The organism is Vibrio ezurae NBRC 102218, from assembly GCF_000467185.1.
GTDB classification, from domain to species: Bacteria; Pseudomonadota; Gammaproteobacteria; order Enterobacterales; family Vibrionaceae; genus Vibrio; species Vibrio ezurae.
Map to the genome: position 1 here is coordinate 122,265 of NZ_BATM01000002.1, position 17,912 is coordinate 140,176.

The 17,912-nt window shown below is 44.1% G+C and carries 18 protein-coding genes; 6 read left to right on the forward strand and 12 right to left on the reverse strand.

Features of this window, described 5'->3' with window-relative positions:
* The first annotated feature begins 62 nt into the window (after positions 1-62).
* From VEZ01S_RS01475 to yacG, 4 genes are all read left to right on the forward strand, one after another.
* The gene (locus VEZ01S_RS01475; protein WP_021712245.1) at positions 63-941 is read left to right on the forward strand and encodes a prepilin peptidase; all 879 of its coding nucleotides are present in this window, start codon (positions 63-65) and stop codon (positions 939-941) included.
* Positions 942-967: 26 nt separating this feature from the next.
* Positions 968-1,567: a dephospho-CoA kinase gene (gene coaE, locus VEZ01S_RS01480; protein ID WP_021712246.1), complete on the forward strand. Its 600-nt coding sequence runs from the start codon at positions 968-970 to the stop codon at positions 1,565-1,567.
* A 42-nt stretch (positions 1,568-1,609) separates the two neighbouring features.
* Entirely contained in the window at positions 1,610-2,350 is a 741-nt protein-coding gene (gene zapD, locus VEZ01S_RS01485) for a cell division protein ZapD (RefSeq protein WP_021712247.1), read from the forward strand.
* Positions 2,351-2,443: 93 nt separating this feature from the next.
* Positions 2,444-2,638 (forward strand): DNA gyrase inhibitor YacG, encoded by a 195-nt coding sequence (gene yacG, locus VEZ01S_RS01490; RefSeq protein ID WP_021712248.1) that lies wholly within the window; start codon positions 2,444-2,446, stop codon positions 2,636-2,638.
* Positions 2,639-2,706: 68 nt separating this feature from the next.
* Here yacG and rplS read toward each other — a convergent pair whose 3' ends face one another.
* The 5 genes from rplS to ffh all read right to left on the reverse strand — a co-directional run bounded on the left by rplS (position 2,707) and on the right by ffh (position 6,325).
* Positions 2,707-3,060 carry a 50S ribosomal protein L19 gene (gene rplS, locus VEZ01S_RS01495; protein ID WP_021712249.1) on the reverse strand — a complete coding sequence of 118 codons (354 nt, stop codon included), beginning with the start codon at positions 3,058-3,060 and terminating at the stop codon, positions 2,707-2,709.
* 41 nt (positions 3,061-3,101) lie between these two features.
* On the reverse strand, positions 3,102-3,860 hold the full coding sequence (trmD, locus tag VEZ01S_RS01500; protein WP_021712250.1) for a tRNA (guanosine(37)-N1)-methyltransferase TrmD: 759 nt from the start codon (positions 3,858-3,860) through the stop codon (positions 3,102-3,104).
* Between the two features lie 21 nt (positions 3,861-3,881).
* Positions 3,882-4,412 carry a ribosome maturation factor RimM gene (gene rimM / locus VEZ01S_RS01505; protein WP_021712251.1) on the reverse strand — a complete coding sequence of 177 codons (531 nt, stop codon included), beginning with the start codon at positions 4,410-4,412 and terminating at the stop codon, positions 3,882-3,884.
* A 33-nt stretch (positions 4,413-4,445) separates the two neighbouring features.
* The gene (rpsP, locus tag VEZ01S_RS01510) at positions 4,446-4,694 is read right to left on the reverse strand and encodes a 30S ribosomal protein S16 (RefSeq protein ID WP_017027436.1); all 249 of its coding nucleotides are present in this window, start codon (positions 4,692-4,694) and stop codon (positions 4,446-4,448) included.
* A gap of 248 nt (positions 4,695-4,942) precedes the next feature.
* Positions 4,943-6,325 (reverse strand): signal recognition particle protein, encoded by a 1,383-nt coding sequence (ffh, locus tag VEZ01S_RS01515; protein WP_021712252.1) that lies wholly within the window; start codon positions 6,323-6,325, stop codon positions 4,943-4,945.
* A 150-nt stretch (positions 6,326-6,475) separates the two neighbouring features.
* On the opposite strand from ffh, the gene VEZ01S_RS01520 reads away from it, so the two are divergent.
* Positions 6,476-7,270, forward strand: coding sequence for a cytochrome C assembly family protein (locus VEZ01S_RS01520; RefSeq protein WP_021712253.1), 795 nt, complete (start codon positions 6,476-6,478; stop codon positions 7,268-7,270).
* A gap of 80 nt (positions 7,271-7,350) precedes the next feature.
* Positions 7,351-8,613: an HlyC/CorC family transporter gene (locus VEZ01S_RS01525; protein WP_021712254.1), complete on the forward strand. Its 1,263-nt coding sequence runs from the start codon at positions 7,351-7,353 to the stop codon at positions 8,611-8,613.
* 65 nt (positions 8,614-8,678) lie between these two features.
* On the opposite strand, the gene luxS is transcribed toward VEZ01S_RS01525, so the two are convergent.
* The 7 genes from luxS to VEZ01S_RS01560 all read right to left on the reverse strand — a co-directional run bounded on the left by luxS (position 8,679) and on the right by VEZ01S_RS01560 (position 17,645).
* Complete coding sequence (luxS, locus tag VEZ01S_RS01530; protein ID WP_021712255.1) at positions 8,679-9,194, reverse strand: S-ribosylhomocysteine lyase; 516 nt, start codon at positions 9,192-9,194, stop codon at positions 8,679-8,681.
* Positions 9,195-9,209: 15 nt separating this feature from the next.
* On the reverse strand, positions 9,210-10,775 hold the full coding sequence (gshA, locus tag VEZ01S_RS01535) for a glutamate--cysteine ligase (protein ID WP_021712256.1): 1,566 nt from the start codon (positions 10,773-10,775) through the stop codon (positions 9,210-9,212).
* A gap of 99 nt (positions 10,776-10,874) precedes the next feature.
* Positions 10,875-13,760 (reverse strand): M16 family metallopeptidase, encoded by a 2,886-nt coding sequence (locus VEZ01S_RS01540; RefSeq protein WP_021712257.1) that lies wholly within the window; start codon positions 13,758-13,760, stop codon positions 10,875-10,877.
* Between the two features lie 9 nt (positions 13,761-13,769).
* On the reverse strand, positions 13,770-14,225 hold the full coding sequence (locus VEZ01S_RS01545) for a YqaA family protein (RefSeq protein WP_021712258.1): 456 nt from the start codon (positions 14,223-14,225) through the stop codon (positions 13,770-13,772).
* Positions 14,226-14,421: 196 nt separating this feature from the next.
* On the reverse strand, positions 14,422-15,552 hold the full coding sequence (locus VEZ01S_RS01550) for a sodium ion-translocating decarboxylase subunit beta (RefSeq protein WP_021712259.1): 1,131 nt from the start codon (positions 15,550-15,552) through the stop codon (positions 14,422-14,424).
* Between the two features lie 9 nt (positions 15,553-15,561).
* Positions 15,562-17,352 (reverse strand): sodium-extruding oxaloacetate decarboxylase subunit alpha, encoded by a 1,791-nt coding sequence (gene oadA / locus VEZ01S_RS01555; RefSeq protein ID WP_021712260.1) that lies wholly within the window; start codon positions 17,350-17,352, stop codon positions 15,562-15,564.
* 29 nt (positions 17,353-17,381) lie between these two features.
* On the reverse strand, positions 17,382-17,645 hold the full coding sequence (locus VEZ01S_RS01560) for an oxaloacetate decarboxylase subunit gamma (RefSeq protein ID WP_021712261.1): 264 nt from the start codon (positions 17,643-17,645) through the stop codon (positions 17,382-17,384).
* Positions 17,646-17,912 lie beyond the last annotated feature (267 nt).

The following is a 17,912-nucleotide window of genomic DNA, read 5'->3' on the forward strand; positions in this document are numbered from 1 at the left end:
GGATAAACAAGTGCCTAAAGTTGCGATAACATACCTATAGAATTTTTTATTGTGAGCCGACCATGCTCGATTATTATTTTACCTACTTCCCGATGCTGTTCCCGATAATGGTGACCATTCTTGGTTTGATTATTGGTAGCTTTCTCAATGTTGTGATCCATCGACTTCCTATCATGATGGAAAGAGAGTGGCAGAAGGAATTTGCCGAAGCGTATCCTGAGCTTAAATTAAAAGTCCCTGAAGGGGTGTTTAATATCAGCCTGCCCGGCTCACATTGCCCTAAATGCAACACCCCAATAAAAGCCAAAGACAATATTCCAGTATTGGGTTGGCTGTGCCTAAAAGGTCGCTGCCGTGCTTGCAGCACTAAAATCAGTGCGCGTTACCCTCTGATTGAGCTGTTATCTGGCGCATTATGCTTAACCATTTCCCTGTATTTTTCTCCGGGTTTATACGCGGTCGCATTACTCGGGTTTACTTGGGTATTGATCTGCGCCACCTTTATTGACCTTGATACTATGCTGCTGCCTGACAGCCTGACCTTACCTTTAATGTGGGCGGGTATTGCGCTGTCTGTACTCGGTATCAGCCCTATTTCACTATCTGATGCCATTATTGGCGCAATGGCAGGCTACCTGTCTCTATGGAGTGTCTACTGGCTGTTTAAGCTGCTCACTGGCAAGGAAGGTATGGGTTATGGCGACTTTAAACTGTTAGCCGCGCTGGGAGCGTGGTTGGGTTGGCAATCGCTGCCTTTGATCATTTTGTTATCGTCTCTAGTTGGACTGATTTTTGGCATTATTCAACTGCGCCTGAAAAAACAAGGCATCGAGAAAGCCTTTCCTTTTGGTCCGTATCTGGCAATTGCCGGTTGGGTCTATTTGATTGTGGGTAATGATATTGTGGCTTGGTATCTAAGCCAATACATTCCAGCTTATTAATAACGATTTACTAGAAGGACAAAGTCATGGGATTAGTCATAGGTATCACTGGTGGTATCGGTAGCGGAAAAACAACCGTCGCCAATCATTTTCATGACAATTACCACATCGATATCGTAGATGCTGACCTTGTGGCAAGAGAGGTTGTTGAACCCGGCAGTGACGGCCTACAGGCTATAATTACTCAATTTGGTGGTGACATCATTCATAGTGATGGCACGCTCAATCGAGTAAAACTGCGTGAGTTGGTTTTTGCCGATCCTAAAAATAAAGCGTGGATCGACCAACTGCTGCACCCAATGATACGCCAAAAGATGCAACAGCAAATACAGCAGTCAACATCGCCTTACTGTTTATTGGTCATCCCTTTGATGGCCGAAAACAACTTACAAACAATGGCAGATCAAGTGCTAGTGGTTGATGTCTCCCCAGAAACACAAGTACAACGGACTTTAGCTCGGGATGGGGTGTCGAAAGAACAAGTACATGCAATACTAAAAGCACAAGCAAGCAGAGAACAAAGATTAGCCATTGCAGACGATATTATTAGCAATGATGGCCGTAGCGAATTGCTCGCGGAAAAAATTGCTCAGTTGCATCGTAAATATCTGGCGTTATGCAAATGATTTCGTGACAATAGCTATTATGTCTAAAGCAGGATGCAATATATGACCATTCAAAAATATGAACATCCTCTGAATGAGAAAACCAGAACTTACCTGCGTATTGAAAGCCTTCTACGTCAGATGCAACACTGTGCTACTTTTTCAGATACACAACATTATCAAGTTCTATTTCGTTCACTGTTCGATCTTTTAGATATATTTGAACAGATCCAGCTCAAACCTGAAATTCTAAAAGACCTAGATAAACTCAAATTAACCTATAGTAACTGGTTAAATGTGCCCGGAGTCGATCAACAACGCCTGCAAGGTTTACTGGCCGAAATTGCCTTAGTGCATACCGAAGTCATGCAAGCACAACGATTTGGTACAGAACTAAAAGAAGACAGCTTCTTATCCTCTATTAGACAGCGCTTTAACTTACCCGGCGGAGCTTGTTGCTTTGACTTGCCTGCATTGCATTATTGGCTTCACCAGCCACTTGAAAAGCGTATGGCCGATGCTCATCACTGGCTAACCTCGCTCGCCCCACTCAATCATGCTCTGCAACAATGGTTGAACCTAACCCGAAGTTCCGCGCAATTTAATGCCCAAATAGCACGTAATGGCTTTTATCAAAGTGATGCTCACGAAGCCAATATATTAAGGATTCATTTTAACCATGATTATGGTGTGTATCCTATGGTTTCGGGACATAAGAACCGTTTTGCGATAAAGTTCATTCACTTTGATACCGGCCAAGCCAGTACCCAAGATATCGAATTTGAATTGGCTATTTGCAGTTGATTGTTAGTGTTGCTAATACGGATAACGTGATCGACTGCGAAACCAATTTGCTAAAATGACTCAATGGGTACACATAAACCAAGAGAATGAAACATGACTAAAATTACCATCGTACCTTGCCCAACCTGTGGTGTAGATGTGGAGTGGGGAGAACAAAGCCCTCACCGCCCTTTCTGTAGCAAGAAGTGCCAAATGATCGACTTTGGAACTTGGGCAGATGAAGAGAACGCCATTGCCGGCGCACCTGATATGTCAGACAGTGACGGTTGGTCAGAAGAGCAATACTAAACAGACAGATAAAAAAAACGGGAGCCAATTGGCTCCCGTTTAACTTTATGAGAAATGCAGGTTGTGCATTACTTCTTAGCAAGTTTCTCTTTAATACGAGCTGACTTACCAGAACGCTCACGTAGGTAGTACAACTTGGCACGACGTACTGCACCACGGCGTTTAACTTCAATGCTATCAACCATTGGAGAGTGAGTTTGGAATGTACGCTCAACACCTTCACCGTTCGAGATTTTACGAACTGTGAATGCAGAGTGTAGACCACGGTTACGAATAGCGATTACAACGCCTTCGAATGCCTGTAGACGCTCACGGTCGCCTTCTTTAACTTTAACTTGAACTACTACAGTGTCACCAGGTGCGAATGTAGGTAGGTCTTGTTTCATTTGCTCTTGCTCAAGAGCGTTGATGATATTACTCATGTTTCTATACCCTAGAATAAACTGAATCTATATTTAATAGGTTACTTGCTGTCTTTGCTCGTGCGCTTTCGCTCAATCACGAACTCGGCTAGTAAATTTTCCTGTTCGTCAGTCAGAGCTAGGTTTTCCAGCATCTCTGGCCTTCTTAGCCAAGTACGGCCTAACGATTGTTTTAATCGCCAGCGACGAATGTCCTTATGATTTCCAGATTTCAGTACCGCAGGTACTTCTTCTCCGTCTAACACTTCAGGACGCGTATAGTGGGGACAATCCAGTAACCCATTCGCAAAGGAATCTTCCTCTGCTGACGCAAAATCTCCTAATACACCCGGAATAAACCGAGATACTGAGTCGATTAAGGTCATGGCTGGCAGTTCACCACCTGTCATCACAAAATCACCAATTGACCATTCTTCGTCAACTTCGGATTGAATGATGCGCTCATCTACCCCTTCATAGCGACCACAAATAAGAAGCAAGTTCTCGCTTGTTGCCAACTCTTCTACGCCTTGCTGGTCGAGCTTACGACCTTGAGGGCTAAGATAGATAACCTTCGTCTTGCCGGGTGCTGCTTGTTTGGCTGTATTAATAGCATCGCGCAAAGGCTGTACCATCATCAACATGCCAGGGCCGCCCCCGTAAGGTCTATCATCAACAGTGCGATGTTTGTCATGAGTAAAATCGCGGGGATTCCACGTTTCTACTGACAAAAGACCTTTCTTTACCGCTTGACCTGTTACACCAAAATCAGTGACAGAGCGGAACATCTCTGGAAACAGGCTTATTATGCCAACCCACATAGTTCACTCTCTAATTTTGATTTAAAAGGCAGGATCCCAGTCAACTTCGATCCGTTGAGCTTCGCGATCAACTTTGATGATCACTTGCTCTTCAAGGAACGGAATTAATCGTTCCTTTTGGCCAAAAGCATCTTTCAAATTAGCTTTCACTACTAAAACATCGTTTGAACCCGTCTCAAGCATGTCTGAGACTTCGCCTAGGTCGTAACCTTTTGTGGTTACAACCTTCATTCCAAACAATTCACGCCAGTAGAATTCTTCTTCTGACAGTTCTGGTAATGAAGATGGGGCTACCGAGATTTCAAAGTTAGTCAACAGATGCGCGTCTTCACGTACATCAAGACCTTCCAGCTTACACACATAACCTTTGTTATGACGCTTCCAGCTTTCTACTTTGTGCTCTACCCATGTCCCCTTTTGGTTCAAGAACCAAGGGCTATAATTGAAGATGTTTTCAGCATCGTCTGTAAAGGAATGAACTTTAAGCCAACCACGAATGCCATAAGTAGCGCCGAGCTTTCCTACAACAATTTTCTCGTTTTGTTCACTCATTCATTCTTTTCCTTACATCAAGATATTTGCTGATTAAGCCGCTTTTTGAGCGTCTTTAACTAGCTTAGCTACGCGGTCAGAAACTGTAGCGCCTTGTGAAACCCAATGGTTCACACGGTCTAGGTCTAAACGTAGACCTTCTTCTTGACCTTGAGCAGTAGGGTTGAAGAAACCTACTTTCTCGATGAAACGACCAGTAGCTGCGCGACGGCTGTCCGCTACTACGATTTGATAAAATGGACGCTTTTTAGCGCCGTGACGTGCCAAACGAATGGTAACCATGTCGTCCTCTTTGCTTTCTCAATAATAAAATTAACCCCAAACGACTCTTAACAGAGTTGTGTGGGGTCTCGTGCCAAAATGAAGCTCGGGAATTTTACTCTTATTCCCAGTCTTTGCAAGGGGTTTAGCTATTTTTTAGCCAACTAATTGAACGTGAGCCAGTTAACAGTTTAAAAATCGAGGCTAGAAAAAAGCAAAGGCCCCAATAAATTGGAGCCTTGCGAGACTATAAGCAAACAGTGCGTGGCTTATCGGCCGAATGGTCCGCCCATACCGCCGCCACCCATGCCGCCCATCATGCCTTGCATGTTGCGCATCATGCCGCGCATGCCACCTTTCTGCATTTTTTTCATCATTTTCTGCATCTGGGTGAATTGCTTAAGCAAGCGGTTAACGTCTTGTACTTGAGTACCAGAACCTGCTGCGATACGTTTTTTACGAGAACCTTTAATCAGTTCAGGACGCAGACGCTCTTTCATGGTCATTGAGCTGATGATTGCTTCCATCTGCTTAAACATTTTGTCGTCGACTTTGTCTTTCACATTGTCAGGTAGGTTACTCATGCCCGGCAATTTGCCCATCATGCTCGCCATACCGCCCATGTTTTGCATTTGACCAAGCTGTTCACGGAAGTCTTCAAGGTCAAACCCTTTCTTCTCCTTGAACTTCTTCGCCATTTTCTGGGCTTTTTCGGTATCGACATTGCGTTGTAAATCTTCGATAAGAGACAGTACATCGCCCATACCTAAGATGCGTGAAGCAATACGATCCGGATGGAAAGGTTCTAGTGCGTCGGTTTTTTCACCCACACCTAAGAACTTAATTGGCTTACCAGTAATCTGTTTAACAGAAAGCGCCGCACCACCACGTGCATCACCATCAACTTTGGTTAGGATCACACCCGTTAACGGTAGAGCATCGCCAAAGGCTTTGGCTGTGTTCGCCGCATCTTGACCTGTCATGGCATCGACCACGAACAAGGTTTCAACAGGGTTGATTGCGGTATGCAGCTGCTGGATCTCAGCCATCATTTCTTCATCGACCGCTAAACGACCAGCGGTATCGACCAAGAGTACGTCGTAGAATTTCTTCTTCGCGTGGTCAATCGCGGCATTGGCGATATCGATAGGCTTTTGATCCGCACTAGATGGGAAGAAATCCACACCCACATCGGCGGCTAGCGTTTCAAGCTGTTTGATCGCCGCTGGGCGATACACATCGGCAGAAACAACCAATACTTTTTTCTTGTCACGTTCAGATAGAAGCTTAGACAGTTTACCCACACTGGTGGTTTTACCCGCACCTTGTAGGCCTGCCATCAATACCACCGCTGGCGGTTGCGCGGCTAGGTTAAGTCCTTCGTTGGACTCCCCCATGACTGCTTCTAGTTCAGATTGAACAATCTTGATGAATTCTTGACCTGGAGTTAAGGATTTAGAGACCTCAACACCTACTGCTCCCTCTTTCACGCGCTTAATAAACTCACGTACAACAGGAAGGGCCACATCCGCCTCAAGAAGTGCCATGCGCACTTCACGTAGCGTCTCTTTTATATTGTCTTCGGTCAGACGACCTTTACCGCTGATGTTCTTCAGCGTCTTGGATAATCGTTCACTTAAGTTATCAAACATCTTGCTCTCTTCGCGTGAAATTGCGATTCATTAGTTAAAGTATAACCCAGAGGCACTGTTTACAAAACCGTGCAAAAGAAGTCCGTAGCCAGTAATGTGGTATTCGGTGTATAATTTTCTTTTAACTCTAAATACTAGTACCGACAATATATGAACTTTGTAGTTATTATTTTAACCGTGTTTTTATACTTAGCGGCAACCTTTCTTATCCTCCCGGGGCTATTGCGCCAGTCAGAAATAAATAAAAAAGTTGTTTTAAGCATAACCTCTGTTGCTTTGATCCTACATTTTTCAACTCTCATTGAAACCATATTTGCCTCGTATGGGCAAAATATGAGTATTCTTAATGTGGCTTCACTTGTCAGTTTTATTATTTCAGCAGTACTGAGCATAGCAATGCTAAAGATCCGCTTATGGTTCTTATTGCCCATCGCCTTTGGCTTTTCTTGTTTAAGCCTTATTGCTGCGGAGTTTATTCCGGGAACCTTCATTACTCATTTTGAACACTCCCCAGGTTTAGTTATTCACATTATTCTTGCGCTATTTGCCTACGCGACACTCATGATAGCAGCCTTGTATGCACTGCAACTGGCATGGCTAGACTACAAACTAAAACAAAAAACCTGTCAGGCACTAAATCCAAACCTTCCTCCTTTAATGAAGGTGGAGCGTCAGCTTTTCAACATTATTCTTATCGGTAATAGCTTACTCACGCTAACGTTGATCAGTGGGCCGTTATTCGTCGTCGATTTTTTTAGTAGCGGCAAAACGCACAAAGCCCTACTCTCATTTATCGCTTGGCTGGTCTTTAATATCCTACTCTGGGGGCATTATAAGCAAGGTTGGCGAGGTAAAAAGGTGTCTTGGTTCGCGATTATTGGCGCTTTCATACTGACATTGGCTTACTTTGGCAGTCGTTTCGTGCGCGAAATCATATTGACCTAATAATCCACCTCTGTTTTATTGACACTGACTCATAACTCGTTCATTAATTGAAAAGACCATAACAAAAGGATTCATTGCACTTGGACAACATATCAACGGAGTTATTATTTACTCTCCTTGCATGTCTTATCATTATCTCAGGCTATTTTTCAGGCTCAGAAACAGGAATGATGTCCCTTAATCGCTATCGATTAAAACATTTATCCAATCAAGGTCATAAGGGTGCAAAGCGAGTAGAAAAACTTCTTGCTCGTCCCGATCGTCTCATTGGTCTTATCCTTATTGGAAACAACCTTGTTAATATTTTGGCGTCGGCCATCGCAACCATCATCGGCATGCGTTTGTATGGTGATCTTGGTGTCGCTATTGCTACCGGTGTACTGACCTTAGTGGTACTGGTATTTGCTGAGGTGACACCAAAAACACTGGCGGCGATTTATCCTGAACGTGTCTCTTATGCCAGCAGCTTGCTATTAAGAGTATTGATGAAAGTGCTGGCACCGCTGGTCATTCTAGTAAACTGCATTACCAACGGCTTTTTACGCTTACTGGGCATCAAGAGCTTAAGCAATAAAGCTGATCATCTGAGCTCTGAAGAACTCAGAACTGTGGTCAATGAAGCAGGTAGCCTGATCCCTAGTCGCCACCAAGATATGTTGGTGTCCATCTTAGATCTCGAACACGTCACCGTTGATGGCATTATGGTGCCACGTAACGAGATCACAGGTATCGATGTTAACGACGATTGGAAATCCATTGTTCGCCAATTAACCCACTCCCCGCACGCGCGCGTGGTGCTGTATCGCGACCAAATTGACGAAGTGGTAGGGATGGTTCGCCTACGTGAAGCTTATCGTTTAATGCTAGAGAAAAACGAATTCAATAAGCAGACGCTACTAAAGTCAGCAGATGAGATTTATTTCATCCCCGAAGGCACACCACTGAATGTACAGCTGATTAAATTTCAGCGTAACAATGAACGTATTGGTTTAGTCGTAGATGAATATGGCGATATCATTGGCCTAGTCACATTAGAAGATATTCTTGAAGAGATTGTGGGTGAATTTACCACCTCTATGGCGCCAAGCTTAGCCGAAGAGATCACTCCGCAACCTGATGGTTGTTACTTGATTGAAGGCAGTGCCAACATCAGGGACATCAACAAAGGTTTGCAGTGGAGCTTACCTACCGATGGTCCGCGAACACTTAATGGTTTGATTTTAGAGCATCTGCAAGACCTTCCTGAAACCAACATCAGTATCATGATTGCCGAGCACAATATGGAAGTGATCGAGTTTTCGGAAAACAAAATCAAGATGGTTAAAGTGCATCCGATACAGTAATCCCCGTACGCTAACAGACATAAAAAAGGCTCCTTTCGGAGCCTTTTTCACAAGTAATGTTTCAATCACACTTTCAGCGTTTGTAGCATCTCTTCAGGTAGGGCTAATTCATCATTCTTATTCACAGATACACCTGCTTCTAAGATAGCGCTAGCAATGGTTTTTGCTTCTTCTAAAGAGTGCATTGCCGCTGTACCACATTGGTATTCGTTCAGCTCAGGGATCTTGTTTTGACCTTCTACTTTTAGTACATCGTGCATAGATGCAATCCAAGCAGTTGCCACTTCAGATTCTGATGGTGTACCAATTAGGCTCATATAGAAACCGGTACGGCAACCCATTGGAGAGATATCAATGATCTCTACAGATGTACCGTTTAAGTGGTTACGCATAAAGCCTGCGTAAAGGTGCTCCAGAGTATGAATACCCGTCTCAGACAAAATGTCTTTATTTGGCTGAGTAAAACGAAGATCAAAGACAGTAATCGTATCACCGCTTGGAGTCTGCATTGTTTTTGCCACACGCACAGCAGGTGCATTCATTTTAGTGTGGTCAACAGTAAAGCTATCTAGTAAAGGCATATCGGCTCTCCAAGGTTATTTCAGATACGCAAAGTAATCTTTTAAGTATTGTTCAAAATCTACCGTATCGGCAGCTTCAATTTGCTGTTGCTTATCCATCGAATCCAACACTTCTTGATCCATGATCGGTTTCGAATAAGCACCGTATTTATGTTGACGATATTGTTCTTGATAGCTGTTACCTAACTGCATACCAAATTGACCATTACCGCCATATTGTTTCACTTTTTCCAGCATTTTACCTGACAGTGTCAGTTCTGGCTCATCAATCCAATCGCGCAGTTCAATGAGTACATCTTGATAATCGTTATTACCGTGTGCCGCATCCATTTCTTTGGCAATCATTTCAAACTGATCAAAGATGCGGTGTACCCACTGTTGTAAAGGTAACTTCTCGCCATCACAACCTATGGTTAAATCCACGCCCTTACGACGACCTTCGGTAATAACGGAATTCCAATTGCGTTGCCAACAGGTCAGCTCGCAGTTATCCATTGGTGCAGACTCACTGAGCGCACACCAAGTAATAAAGACATCGAGGAAGCGAATCTGACGCTCACTGATACCTACAGAGCTAAATGGATTAACATCTAAAGCACGAATCTCAATATACTCAACACCACCACGCTCTAAGGCTTCAGAGGGCTTCTCACCACTTCTTGCCACACGCTTAGGGCGTATTGGGGCGTACAGCTCATTCTCAATTTGCAGAACATTGCTGTTGAGCTGTTTAAGATGGCCCTCTTCTTCCAGTCCAATCTTAGAAAACGCTGCTGATGGTGTGCGAATTGCTCGATTCAGACCCTGTAAATATTCTTCAATGCTATTGAAGCTGATTTTCAGATCGCTTTGTTCACTATTGGTATAACCCAAGTCACTCAAACGTAAAGAGGTCGCATGTGGGAGATACAATGTCTTGTTTAACTCTTCAAATGGCAGATTGGTTTCTCGCCCTTGCAGGAAAGTGCTGCAAATAGCGGGAGAGGCACCAAAGAAGTATGGGATCAACCAACCAAAGCGGTAGTAATTTCGAATCAACCCAAAATAAGCTTCTGACTTAGACGCCTGACGAGATGCTGAGTCTTGCTCACCATACAAGCTATCCCAGAAACTTTCAGGAAATGAGAAATTAAAATGCACACCAGAGATAATCTGCATCAAACTGCCGTAGCGATGCTTCAAACCTTGGCGGTATAAGGTTTTCATTTTCCCTGGGTTTGACGTGCCATATTGAGCGAGCGAGATATCCTCTTCATTTTGTACCGCACAAGGCATCGATAGCGGCCACAATTGCTCACCATCGAGTTTGCTATGAGCGTAGTGATGAATGTCTTGCAATTGAGCCAGCAAGCTAGGGATATCATGCGAAACAGGAGTAATAAACTCCATCAATGATTCTGAAAAGTCAGTCGTGATCCATTGATGAGTTAAAGGTGAACCTAAACTCTGTGGATGCGGAGTTGTTGCGATTAGACCATCGGTTTTATAGCGAAGCGTCTCTCGCTCCACTCCACGTCCATACTGTTTAAATACCTGCTTGTTAGCAGTCACCTGCTTGAGGCGCTGAGAAAAAATAGTCAAAACAAGATCACTTATATATTTAGAGAGTCGCCTCTCAATAGACAGTCCAGCATCGAATGAATCAATGCTGGACATACAACTGCTTTATAGATGGGTCAATTAAGGCTCAATTTCAAGTGTTTGAATCGGGAAATTTAGCGTCTTAATCTGAGGCATTAACTGTTTAGCATCTCCAACCACTATAATCTGATAGTCCGCCGCTTTAAACCACTGACTGGCGACTTCATTCAGTGTTTGTTTTGTCACATTGGCAACAATGTTGTTGCGCGTTGCTAAATAGTCATGATCCAAATTGTAAGTCAGTATTGAGCTCAATAAATAAGCCTTTTGCTCAGGGGTTTCATACTTGAGAGCATCTTGTTGCCCCACCGCTAAACGCATGAACTCAATTTCTTTATCAGTAAAGCCCTCTTTTGCGGCCTTGTCCATCTCTTTAATCAGCTCTTCAATAGCAGGAGCCGTCGAGTCGGCTCTGACTTGAGCGCTCACCACAAAAGCCCCTACCTCTCGGTTGCCCGTCACATAACTGCTCGCACCATAGGTATATCCTTTGTCTTCTCGCAGGTTTTGATTAATACGACTGTTAAAGTTGCCCCCAAGATTAAAGTTGGCAAGTTGTGCTAGATAACTCTCTCCTGTGGCATCAAAAGGCAATCCACGTCGCACAAGCCGAACCACTGATTGAGGCGCTCCGGGTTTATCCACCACAAATAAGGTTTGTTGTGTAGGCTTTGTTAATTTATCTCGGCGTAGCATAGGAATCACTTCCCCCTGCCACTGCTGTAAACTAGCAAGTTCTCGCTTCACTTGACGCTCTGTAATATCCCCTACCACCAATATTTGAGTCCCTTTTGGCGTGTAAAACTTGTTGTGAAACGCCTTCACATCTTGCAGGGTAAAGCTCTTCACTGACGCCTGTGTTCCTGATGAAGATCTAGCATAAATACTGTTGCCATACAGCACCTCTCTAGTGGCTTGTGAAGCTAACCAGCTTGGCGTTTGGTGCTCGTAAATCACCCCTTCTAACATTTGACGTTTGACTCGCGCAAAATCGTCTTCACTAAACAGTGGATGAAAAAAGGCTTTTTCCACTAAGGCCATTGTCTCGGTGAAATGTTTACTTAAACTCGAAATGGTCAGTATCGTTGCGTATTGACCCGCATTGAGTGAAACAGCGCTACCTAATTTATCAAGCTCAGCTTGAAACGCTTCACTGCTCAATAACTCACTGCCTTCCGCTACCATTGAGGCGGTTAATGTTGCTAAGCCTTCTTTTCCTCTTGGCGCATAACGATTACCCGCGGGCATTTTTATTTGCATCATCACCGTTGGCGTTTCGGATGTTTCACTGCCAAGTACTTCAATGTCGTTATTTAGATGGAAGGAATACAGTTCGGGCATAGTGCCAGTAACAGAAGACTGAACTTCAGGCGTGACCGAGCGATCAAAGTTATCTTCGACAAAACGATACTCTAAATCACTGTCATACACCGTTTGATGCTCTGGTAAGGTTCTCGGTGGCGTAATAAAGGTCGCCTCTTTGGCCGCTAACTGCGGTTTACCTCTAGGTACGACCGAAAGCGTCACTTTATGCTGATTATGGATAAAGGCTTGGTAAGACTTATAAATAGAATTTGGCGTGACTTTTTGCAAGCGATCCAATTCAATTTGTAAACGATCTGGCTGATGATAAAAAGTTTCGTTCGACGCTAATTGTGCCACCTTGCCGTGCACACTTTGCAAAGCGAAAATAGAACTGGCTTCAGCGCTTCCAATCACTTGCTGTAAAACATCAGGATCAATATCTGAAACTTTCATTTTCTCAATGATGGAATACACCTCATTATATAAAGGCGTAAGATCAGCGCGTTTCTTTGAATCTGCCATTACGTAGACATAAAAGTTACACGACAACTCTTCACAACGATGAAACGCGCCAGCATCCAAGGCTTTTCCTGTTTTGACCAGCTTTTGATACAAAATACTGTTTCTGCCACTGCCTAACACCCTTGCCAATACATTAAGATCAGCGGTGTGCTCTTCACCTAAGTAAGTGGTCGGCCAGCCAATCACCAACATAGGTTGCTGTATACGATCTTCAACGGTGACGTAACGATCTTCACTCAATACCGCTGGTTGTTTTGGCGCGGCCTCAACTTCAGGCCCTTTAGGAATAGATCCAAAGTATTTATCTACCCATTGCAGCACTTGCTGTGTATCAAAATCTCCACCGATCGTCAGCACCGCATTATTGGGGCCGTACCAACGCAGAAAAAAGGCTTTGAGATCATTAACATCGACTTTATCAAGATCTTCCACATAGCCAATCGTCTGCCATGAGTATGGGTGTCCTTCTGGATACATAGCTTCACCCATTTTCTCCCACATCATACCGTAAGGGCGATTTTCATAATTTTGTGCTCGCTCATTTTTTACAGTGGAGCGCTGTATTTCAAATTTACGCTGAGAGACGGCTTCAAGTAAAAAACCCATACGATCAGACTCTAACCACAGCACTTTTTCTAACTGATTTGACGGTACGGTTTCAAAATAGTTAGTGCGATCGCTGTTGGTGGTCCCATTCAACGAGCCACCAGCTTGGGTAATGAGTTTGAAATGTTCTTGGTCGGCAACATGCTTAGATCCTTGAAACATCATGTGTTCAAAGAAATGCGCAAAGCCAGATTTACCAATTTCTTCTCTTGCCGAACCAACATGATAGGTCACATCAACATGCACTAATGGGTCGGAGTGATCCGGCGCTAAAATTAGGGTTAATCCATTGTCTAACTGATATTTTGCATAGGAAATAGCAGGGGTACCCGGAGCGGCATCTACCTGCTCCAGTAATTGAATACTGACATCGCTCGACTTCAATTCAGAGGGTTTATCTTGAGTACTACAGGCAGAAAGTAGCGCTACAACGGTTAGCGCTACAACTAACTTACACTTCGACAATAACACATTGAAATGAGGTAAAATCATTAAAATTCCTTACAGATGACTAAGGCTTGTAAATAACCAAACTAGCGTCATATAACGAACCAGTTTTCCAAAAGTGATCAGCAATAGACAAGGGAGAAAACGCATCCGAAGCCATCCCGCTGTTAAACATAATGTATCACCAATAACAGGGGCCCAACTAAATAATAACGTCCAGTAACCATATTTATGCAACCAAGCTATCGCTTTGTGACCGTGCTTAGTGCCATGAGTTCGATTTGGAATCCACAAACCAATCCAATAGTTGGTTAATCCGCCAAGTGTGTTGCCTAGCGTCGATACGATAATAATATCGGAGACCGGATATTGATGAAGGCTAAGCGCGCCAAGTAACGCCGCCTCTGATCCCCCTGGTAAAATAGTGGCACTCAAAAACCCAGTGACAAACAACAAAGTAAGGGTTGAACCTGCAAGCAAGGTATCTAAATAGGCAAATACGGCATCCACTAAATGACGTCCTTAGTAAAAAACACATGCAGAAATACGAAAGACGTGATGAGCCTAAACGGCATAATATAGTCATCTAATATGAAAAAAATCGTGCTCCATAGTACCGATTATCCTATTGAATATCATTGTTTTGCTCACTTAGAAAAACAAAAAAGGATGCAATAAGCATCCTTTTTAATATACATATTTAGGGCTAGCCCACCAAGGCAAGCAAGATACCGGCAGCAACAGCCGAACCAAGTACACCTGCCACGTTAGGCCCCATTGCATGCATCAGTAGGAAGTTTTGTGGGTTTGCATCTAAACCAACCTTATTCACCACCCTAGCAGCCATAGGAACGGCGGAGACCCCCGCAGCACCAATCAATGGATTGATGTCTTCCTTAGATAGCTTATTCAACAATTTAGCCATCAATACGCCACCCGCCGTACCAATACTAAATGCCACGGCACCTAAGCCAAGAATACCCAGCGTTTCAACATTTAAGAACTTATCGGCTTGCAGTTTAGAGCCTACCCCTAAACCTAAGAAGATAGTCACAATGTTGATCAACTCGTTCTGAGCAGTTTTGCTAAGACGGTCCACCACCCCAGCTTCACGCATTAAGTTGCCTAAACAGAACATACCGACGAGTGGGGATGCTGATGGCAAGAACAAAATCGTCATCATCAATACGCCAAGTGGAAAACAGATCTTCTCTGCTTTGCCCACATGACGAAGCTGACCCATTTTGATCTGACGTTCTTCAGGGCTGGTTAAGGCTTTCATGATTGGCGGCTGAATGATAGGCACCAATGCCATGTAGCTGTATGCAGAAACCGCTATCGCACCGAGTAATTCGGGCGATAAACGACTGGCTAAGAAGATCGCTGTTGGGCCATCCGCTCCCCCAATAATGGCGATAGAGGAGGCATCCGCTAAGCTAAACTCCATACCCGGTACATAGTTCAGTAAAATAGCACCAAACAAGGTCGCAAAAATACCAAACTGAGCGGCGGCGCCTAACCACAGTGTTTTAGGGTTCGCAATCAAAGCCCCAAAGTCCGTCATTGCCCCTACGCCCATAAAGATAAGCAGTGGGAATAACCCAGTCGAGATCCCGACTTCATACACGTAGTACAACAAGCCGCCTGTTTCAGTAAAGCCAGTATTAGGAATATTCGCTAATACGGCACCAAAACCAATAGGCAACAATAATAAGGGCTCAAACCCCTTACGAATAGCGAGAAATAACAGACCGCAACCCACCAAGATCATACAGATCTGGCCAAATTCAAAGTTAGCGATGCCCGTCTCTTCCCAGAGAGTCATTAAACCATCCATGTTGCTTCCTTACGCTAAGCTAAGTAACGGTGAACCAACAGAGACAGAGTCTCCTTCTTTAACATGCAAACCTTGTACTACACCGCCTCTGGCCGCGCGCACTTCAGTTTCCATCTTCATCGCTTCTAGAATAAGCAGTACATCTCCTTCTTCAACCACTTCACCACTGCTGACATTCACTTTGAAGATATTTCCTGCAAGGGGTGCTGGGACATCTTCTGCGTCTGATGCAGCCGCAGGAGCCGCCGTTGTTGCTTGAGCTGTTGCTGTTGCCGGTTCAATAGAAGTTAACGCTCCTTGAGGGCCGACTTCTACGTTGTACACTTTTCCATCCACTTTTACGCTATATGCTTCAGTCGCCGTATTGCTGGTGATTGGTGTTGCACCTGGTGCTTTGTCTTCTGCCACCTCAGTGCCTGGAGCTGGCTCAAACATCGCAGGGTTATGACGGTTTTTCAAAAACTTAAGACCTACTTGCGGGAATAACGCATACGTCAGTACATCATCTTCGATATCTTCAGCAAGAGAGATGTTTTCGGCTTTGGCTTTCTTTTGTAGCTCTAACGTAAGGCTGGCAAATTCATCGGCGATCAAATCAGCAGGGCGACAAGTAACCGGATCGGCACCCTCTAGTACCTTCTGCTGTAATTCGCTATTAAGCTCGGCAGGCGCTTTACCGTATTCGCCTTTTAATACACCTGCGGTTTCTTTGGTGATGCTTTTATAACGCTCACCCGTAAGTACATTGATTACGGCTTGTGTGCCGACAATTTGAGAGGTTGGAGTGACTAAAGGAATGTAACCTAAATCTTTACGTACGCGAGGGATTTCTTGCAATACTTCATCTAAACGATCCGCAGCACCTTGCTCTTTAAGCTGGCCTTCCATATTAGTCAGCATTCCGCCCGGTACTTGAGCAATTAAGATGCGTGAGTCCACACCTTTAAGCTGACCTTCAAACTTAGCGTATTTTTTACGTACTTCACGGAAGTAAGAGGCGATAGGCTCAATCTGCTCCAGTTTAAGGTTTGTATCGCGCTCAGTACCTTCTAACATAGCGACAACAGTTTCCGTTGGCGTGTGACCGTAAGTACAGCTCATAGACGAAATGGCGGTATCTAAGATATCAATCCCCGCCTCTACCGCTTTCACAGCAGTAGCCGTGCTCAAGCCTGTTGTTGCATGACAATGCAGAGCCAGTGGCACATCACAAGAGGCTTTAATGCGTGTAATCAGCTCTTCAGCTTCATATGGCTTAAGCAATCCTGACATGTCTTTGATACACAGTGAATGACAGCCTAGATCTTCCAATCTCTTCGCTAAATCAACCCAAGCCTCTAGGTTATGCACCGGGCTAGTCGTATAAGACAGTGTGCCTTGCGCATGGGCGCCAACATCGACGACTGATTTGACCGCAGTTTGAAAATTACGCACGTCATTCATCGCATCAAAGACACGAAATACATCCATACCATTTAAATGAGCACGCTCAACAAACTTCTCTACAACGTCATCGGCATAATGGCGGTATCCTAAAAGGTTTTGACCACGAAGTAGCATTTGCATCGGGGTGTTTGGCATGGCTTTCTTAAGTTCACGCAAGCGCTCCCACGGATCTTCACCCAGAAAACGAATGCACGAATCAAATGTCGCCCCACCCCAAGTTTCCAAAGACCAGTAACCCACTTTATCTAGCTCGGCTGCAATAGGTAACATGTCCTCTATACGCATGCGAGTGGCAAATAAAGATTGGTGTGCGTCTCGTAAGACCACATCAGTGATAGCAAGTGGTTTAGTCATTTCAATTAACTCCTTTTAATTTTTATTGTCTATTGAGCTGCAGCCGAGCGATGACGATGCACAGCGGCCGAAATAGCGGCCACAATTTTTGGATCGTTCTGGGCTGTTGAATCAGCAGTTGTCATTTGTTTTGTATTCTTGGGACGTACGGGTACCGTAGGCTGCTCTGTCGGAAGGAGTTTCGACATTAAGCGGACCACAAAAACCAGTAATGTAAGAAAAAGAAAAACCATGGCCATACCTATAGCCATAATTGAGGCTGCTTCGGACAGCAAGCCTGTGATGTTATCCATAATATTTATTCCCTTAGTTGTCATCCTGACAATGTGATGCATTCACATCAAGCATCTGATTATCTAGATTGATAAGAGTTTGTCAATTTTTACGCACACAATTGCAGATAAGACAATTGCACATAAAATATCTGAAAGGAATAAAAAATACGCGGTTCTGCCAAAAACTTATCAAAAACACCAAAAAAGCAATGTTAAATGTTAATTTTTTGTGGGAGATGTGAAAATTTAGATATAAAAAAACCCCGCCGAAGCGAGGTTTTAAAT

Excerpts from the sequence above, each read along its gene's own strand:
- VEZ01S_RS01475 (WP_021712245.1), top strand. The coding sequence starts at position 63 with ATGCTCGATTATTATTTTACCTACTTCCCGATGCTGTTCCCGATAATG.
- coaE (WP_021712246.1), top strand. The coding sequence starts at position 968 with ATGGGATTAGTCATAGGTATCACTGGTGGTATCGGTAGCGGAAAAACA.
- zapD (WP_021712247.1), top strand. The coding sequence starts at position 1,610 with ATGACCATTCAAAAATATGAACATCCTCTGAATGAGAAAACCAGAACT.
- yacG (WP_021712248.1), top strand. The coding sequence starts at position 2,444 with ATGACTAAAATTACCATCGTACCTTGCCCAACCTGTGGTGTAGATGTG.
- rplS (WP_021712249.1), bottom strand. The coding sequence starts at position 3,060 with ATGAGTAATATCATCAACGCTCTTGAGCAAGAGCAAATGAAACAAGAC.
- trmD (WP_021712250.1), bottom strand. The coding sequence starts at position 3,860 with ATGTGGGTTGGCATAATAAGCCTGTTTCCAGAGATGTTCCGCTCTGTC.
- rimM (WP_021712251.1), bottom strand. The coding sequence starts at position 4,412 with ATGAGTGAACAAAACGAGAAAATTGTTGTAGGAAAGCTCGGCGCTACT.
- rpsP (WP_017027436.1), bottom strand. The coding sequence starts at position 4,694 with ATGGTTACCATTCGTTTGGCACGTCACGGCGCTAAAAAGCGTCCATTT.
- ffh (WP_021712252.1), bottom strand. The coding sequence starts at position 6,325 with ATGTTTGATAACTTAAGTGAACGATTATCCAAGACGCTGAAGAACATC.
- VEZ01S_RS01520 (WP_021712253.1), top strand. The coding sequence starts at position 6,476 with ATGAACTTTGTAGTTATTATTTTAACCGTGTTTTTATACTTAGCGGCA.
- luxS (WP_021712255.1), bottom strand. The coding sequence starts at position 9,194 with ATGCCTTTACTAGATAGCTTTACTGTTGACCACACTAAAATGAATGCA.
- VEZ01S_RS01540 (WP_021712257.1), bottom strand. The coding sequence starts at position 13,760 with ATGATTTTACCTCATTTCAATGTGTTATTGTCGAAGTGTAAGTTAGTT.
- VEZ01S_RS01550 (WP_021712259.1), bottom strand. The coding sequence starts at position 15,552 with ATGGATGGTTTAATGACTCTCTGGGAAGAGACGGGCATCGCTAACTTT.
- oadA (WP_021712260.1), bottom strand. The coding sequence starts at position 17,352 with ATGACTAAACCACTTGCTATCACTGATGTGGTCTTACGAGACGCACAC.
- VEZ01S_RS01560 (WP_021712261.1), bottom strand. The coding sequence starts at position 17,645 with ATGGATAACATCACAGGCTTGCTGTCCGAAGCAGCCTCAATTATGGCT.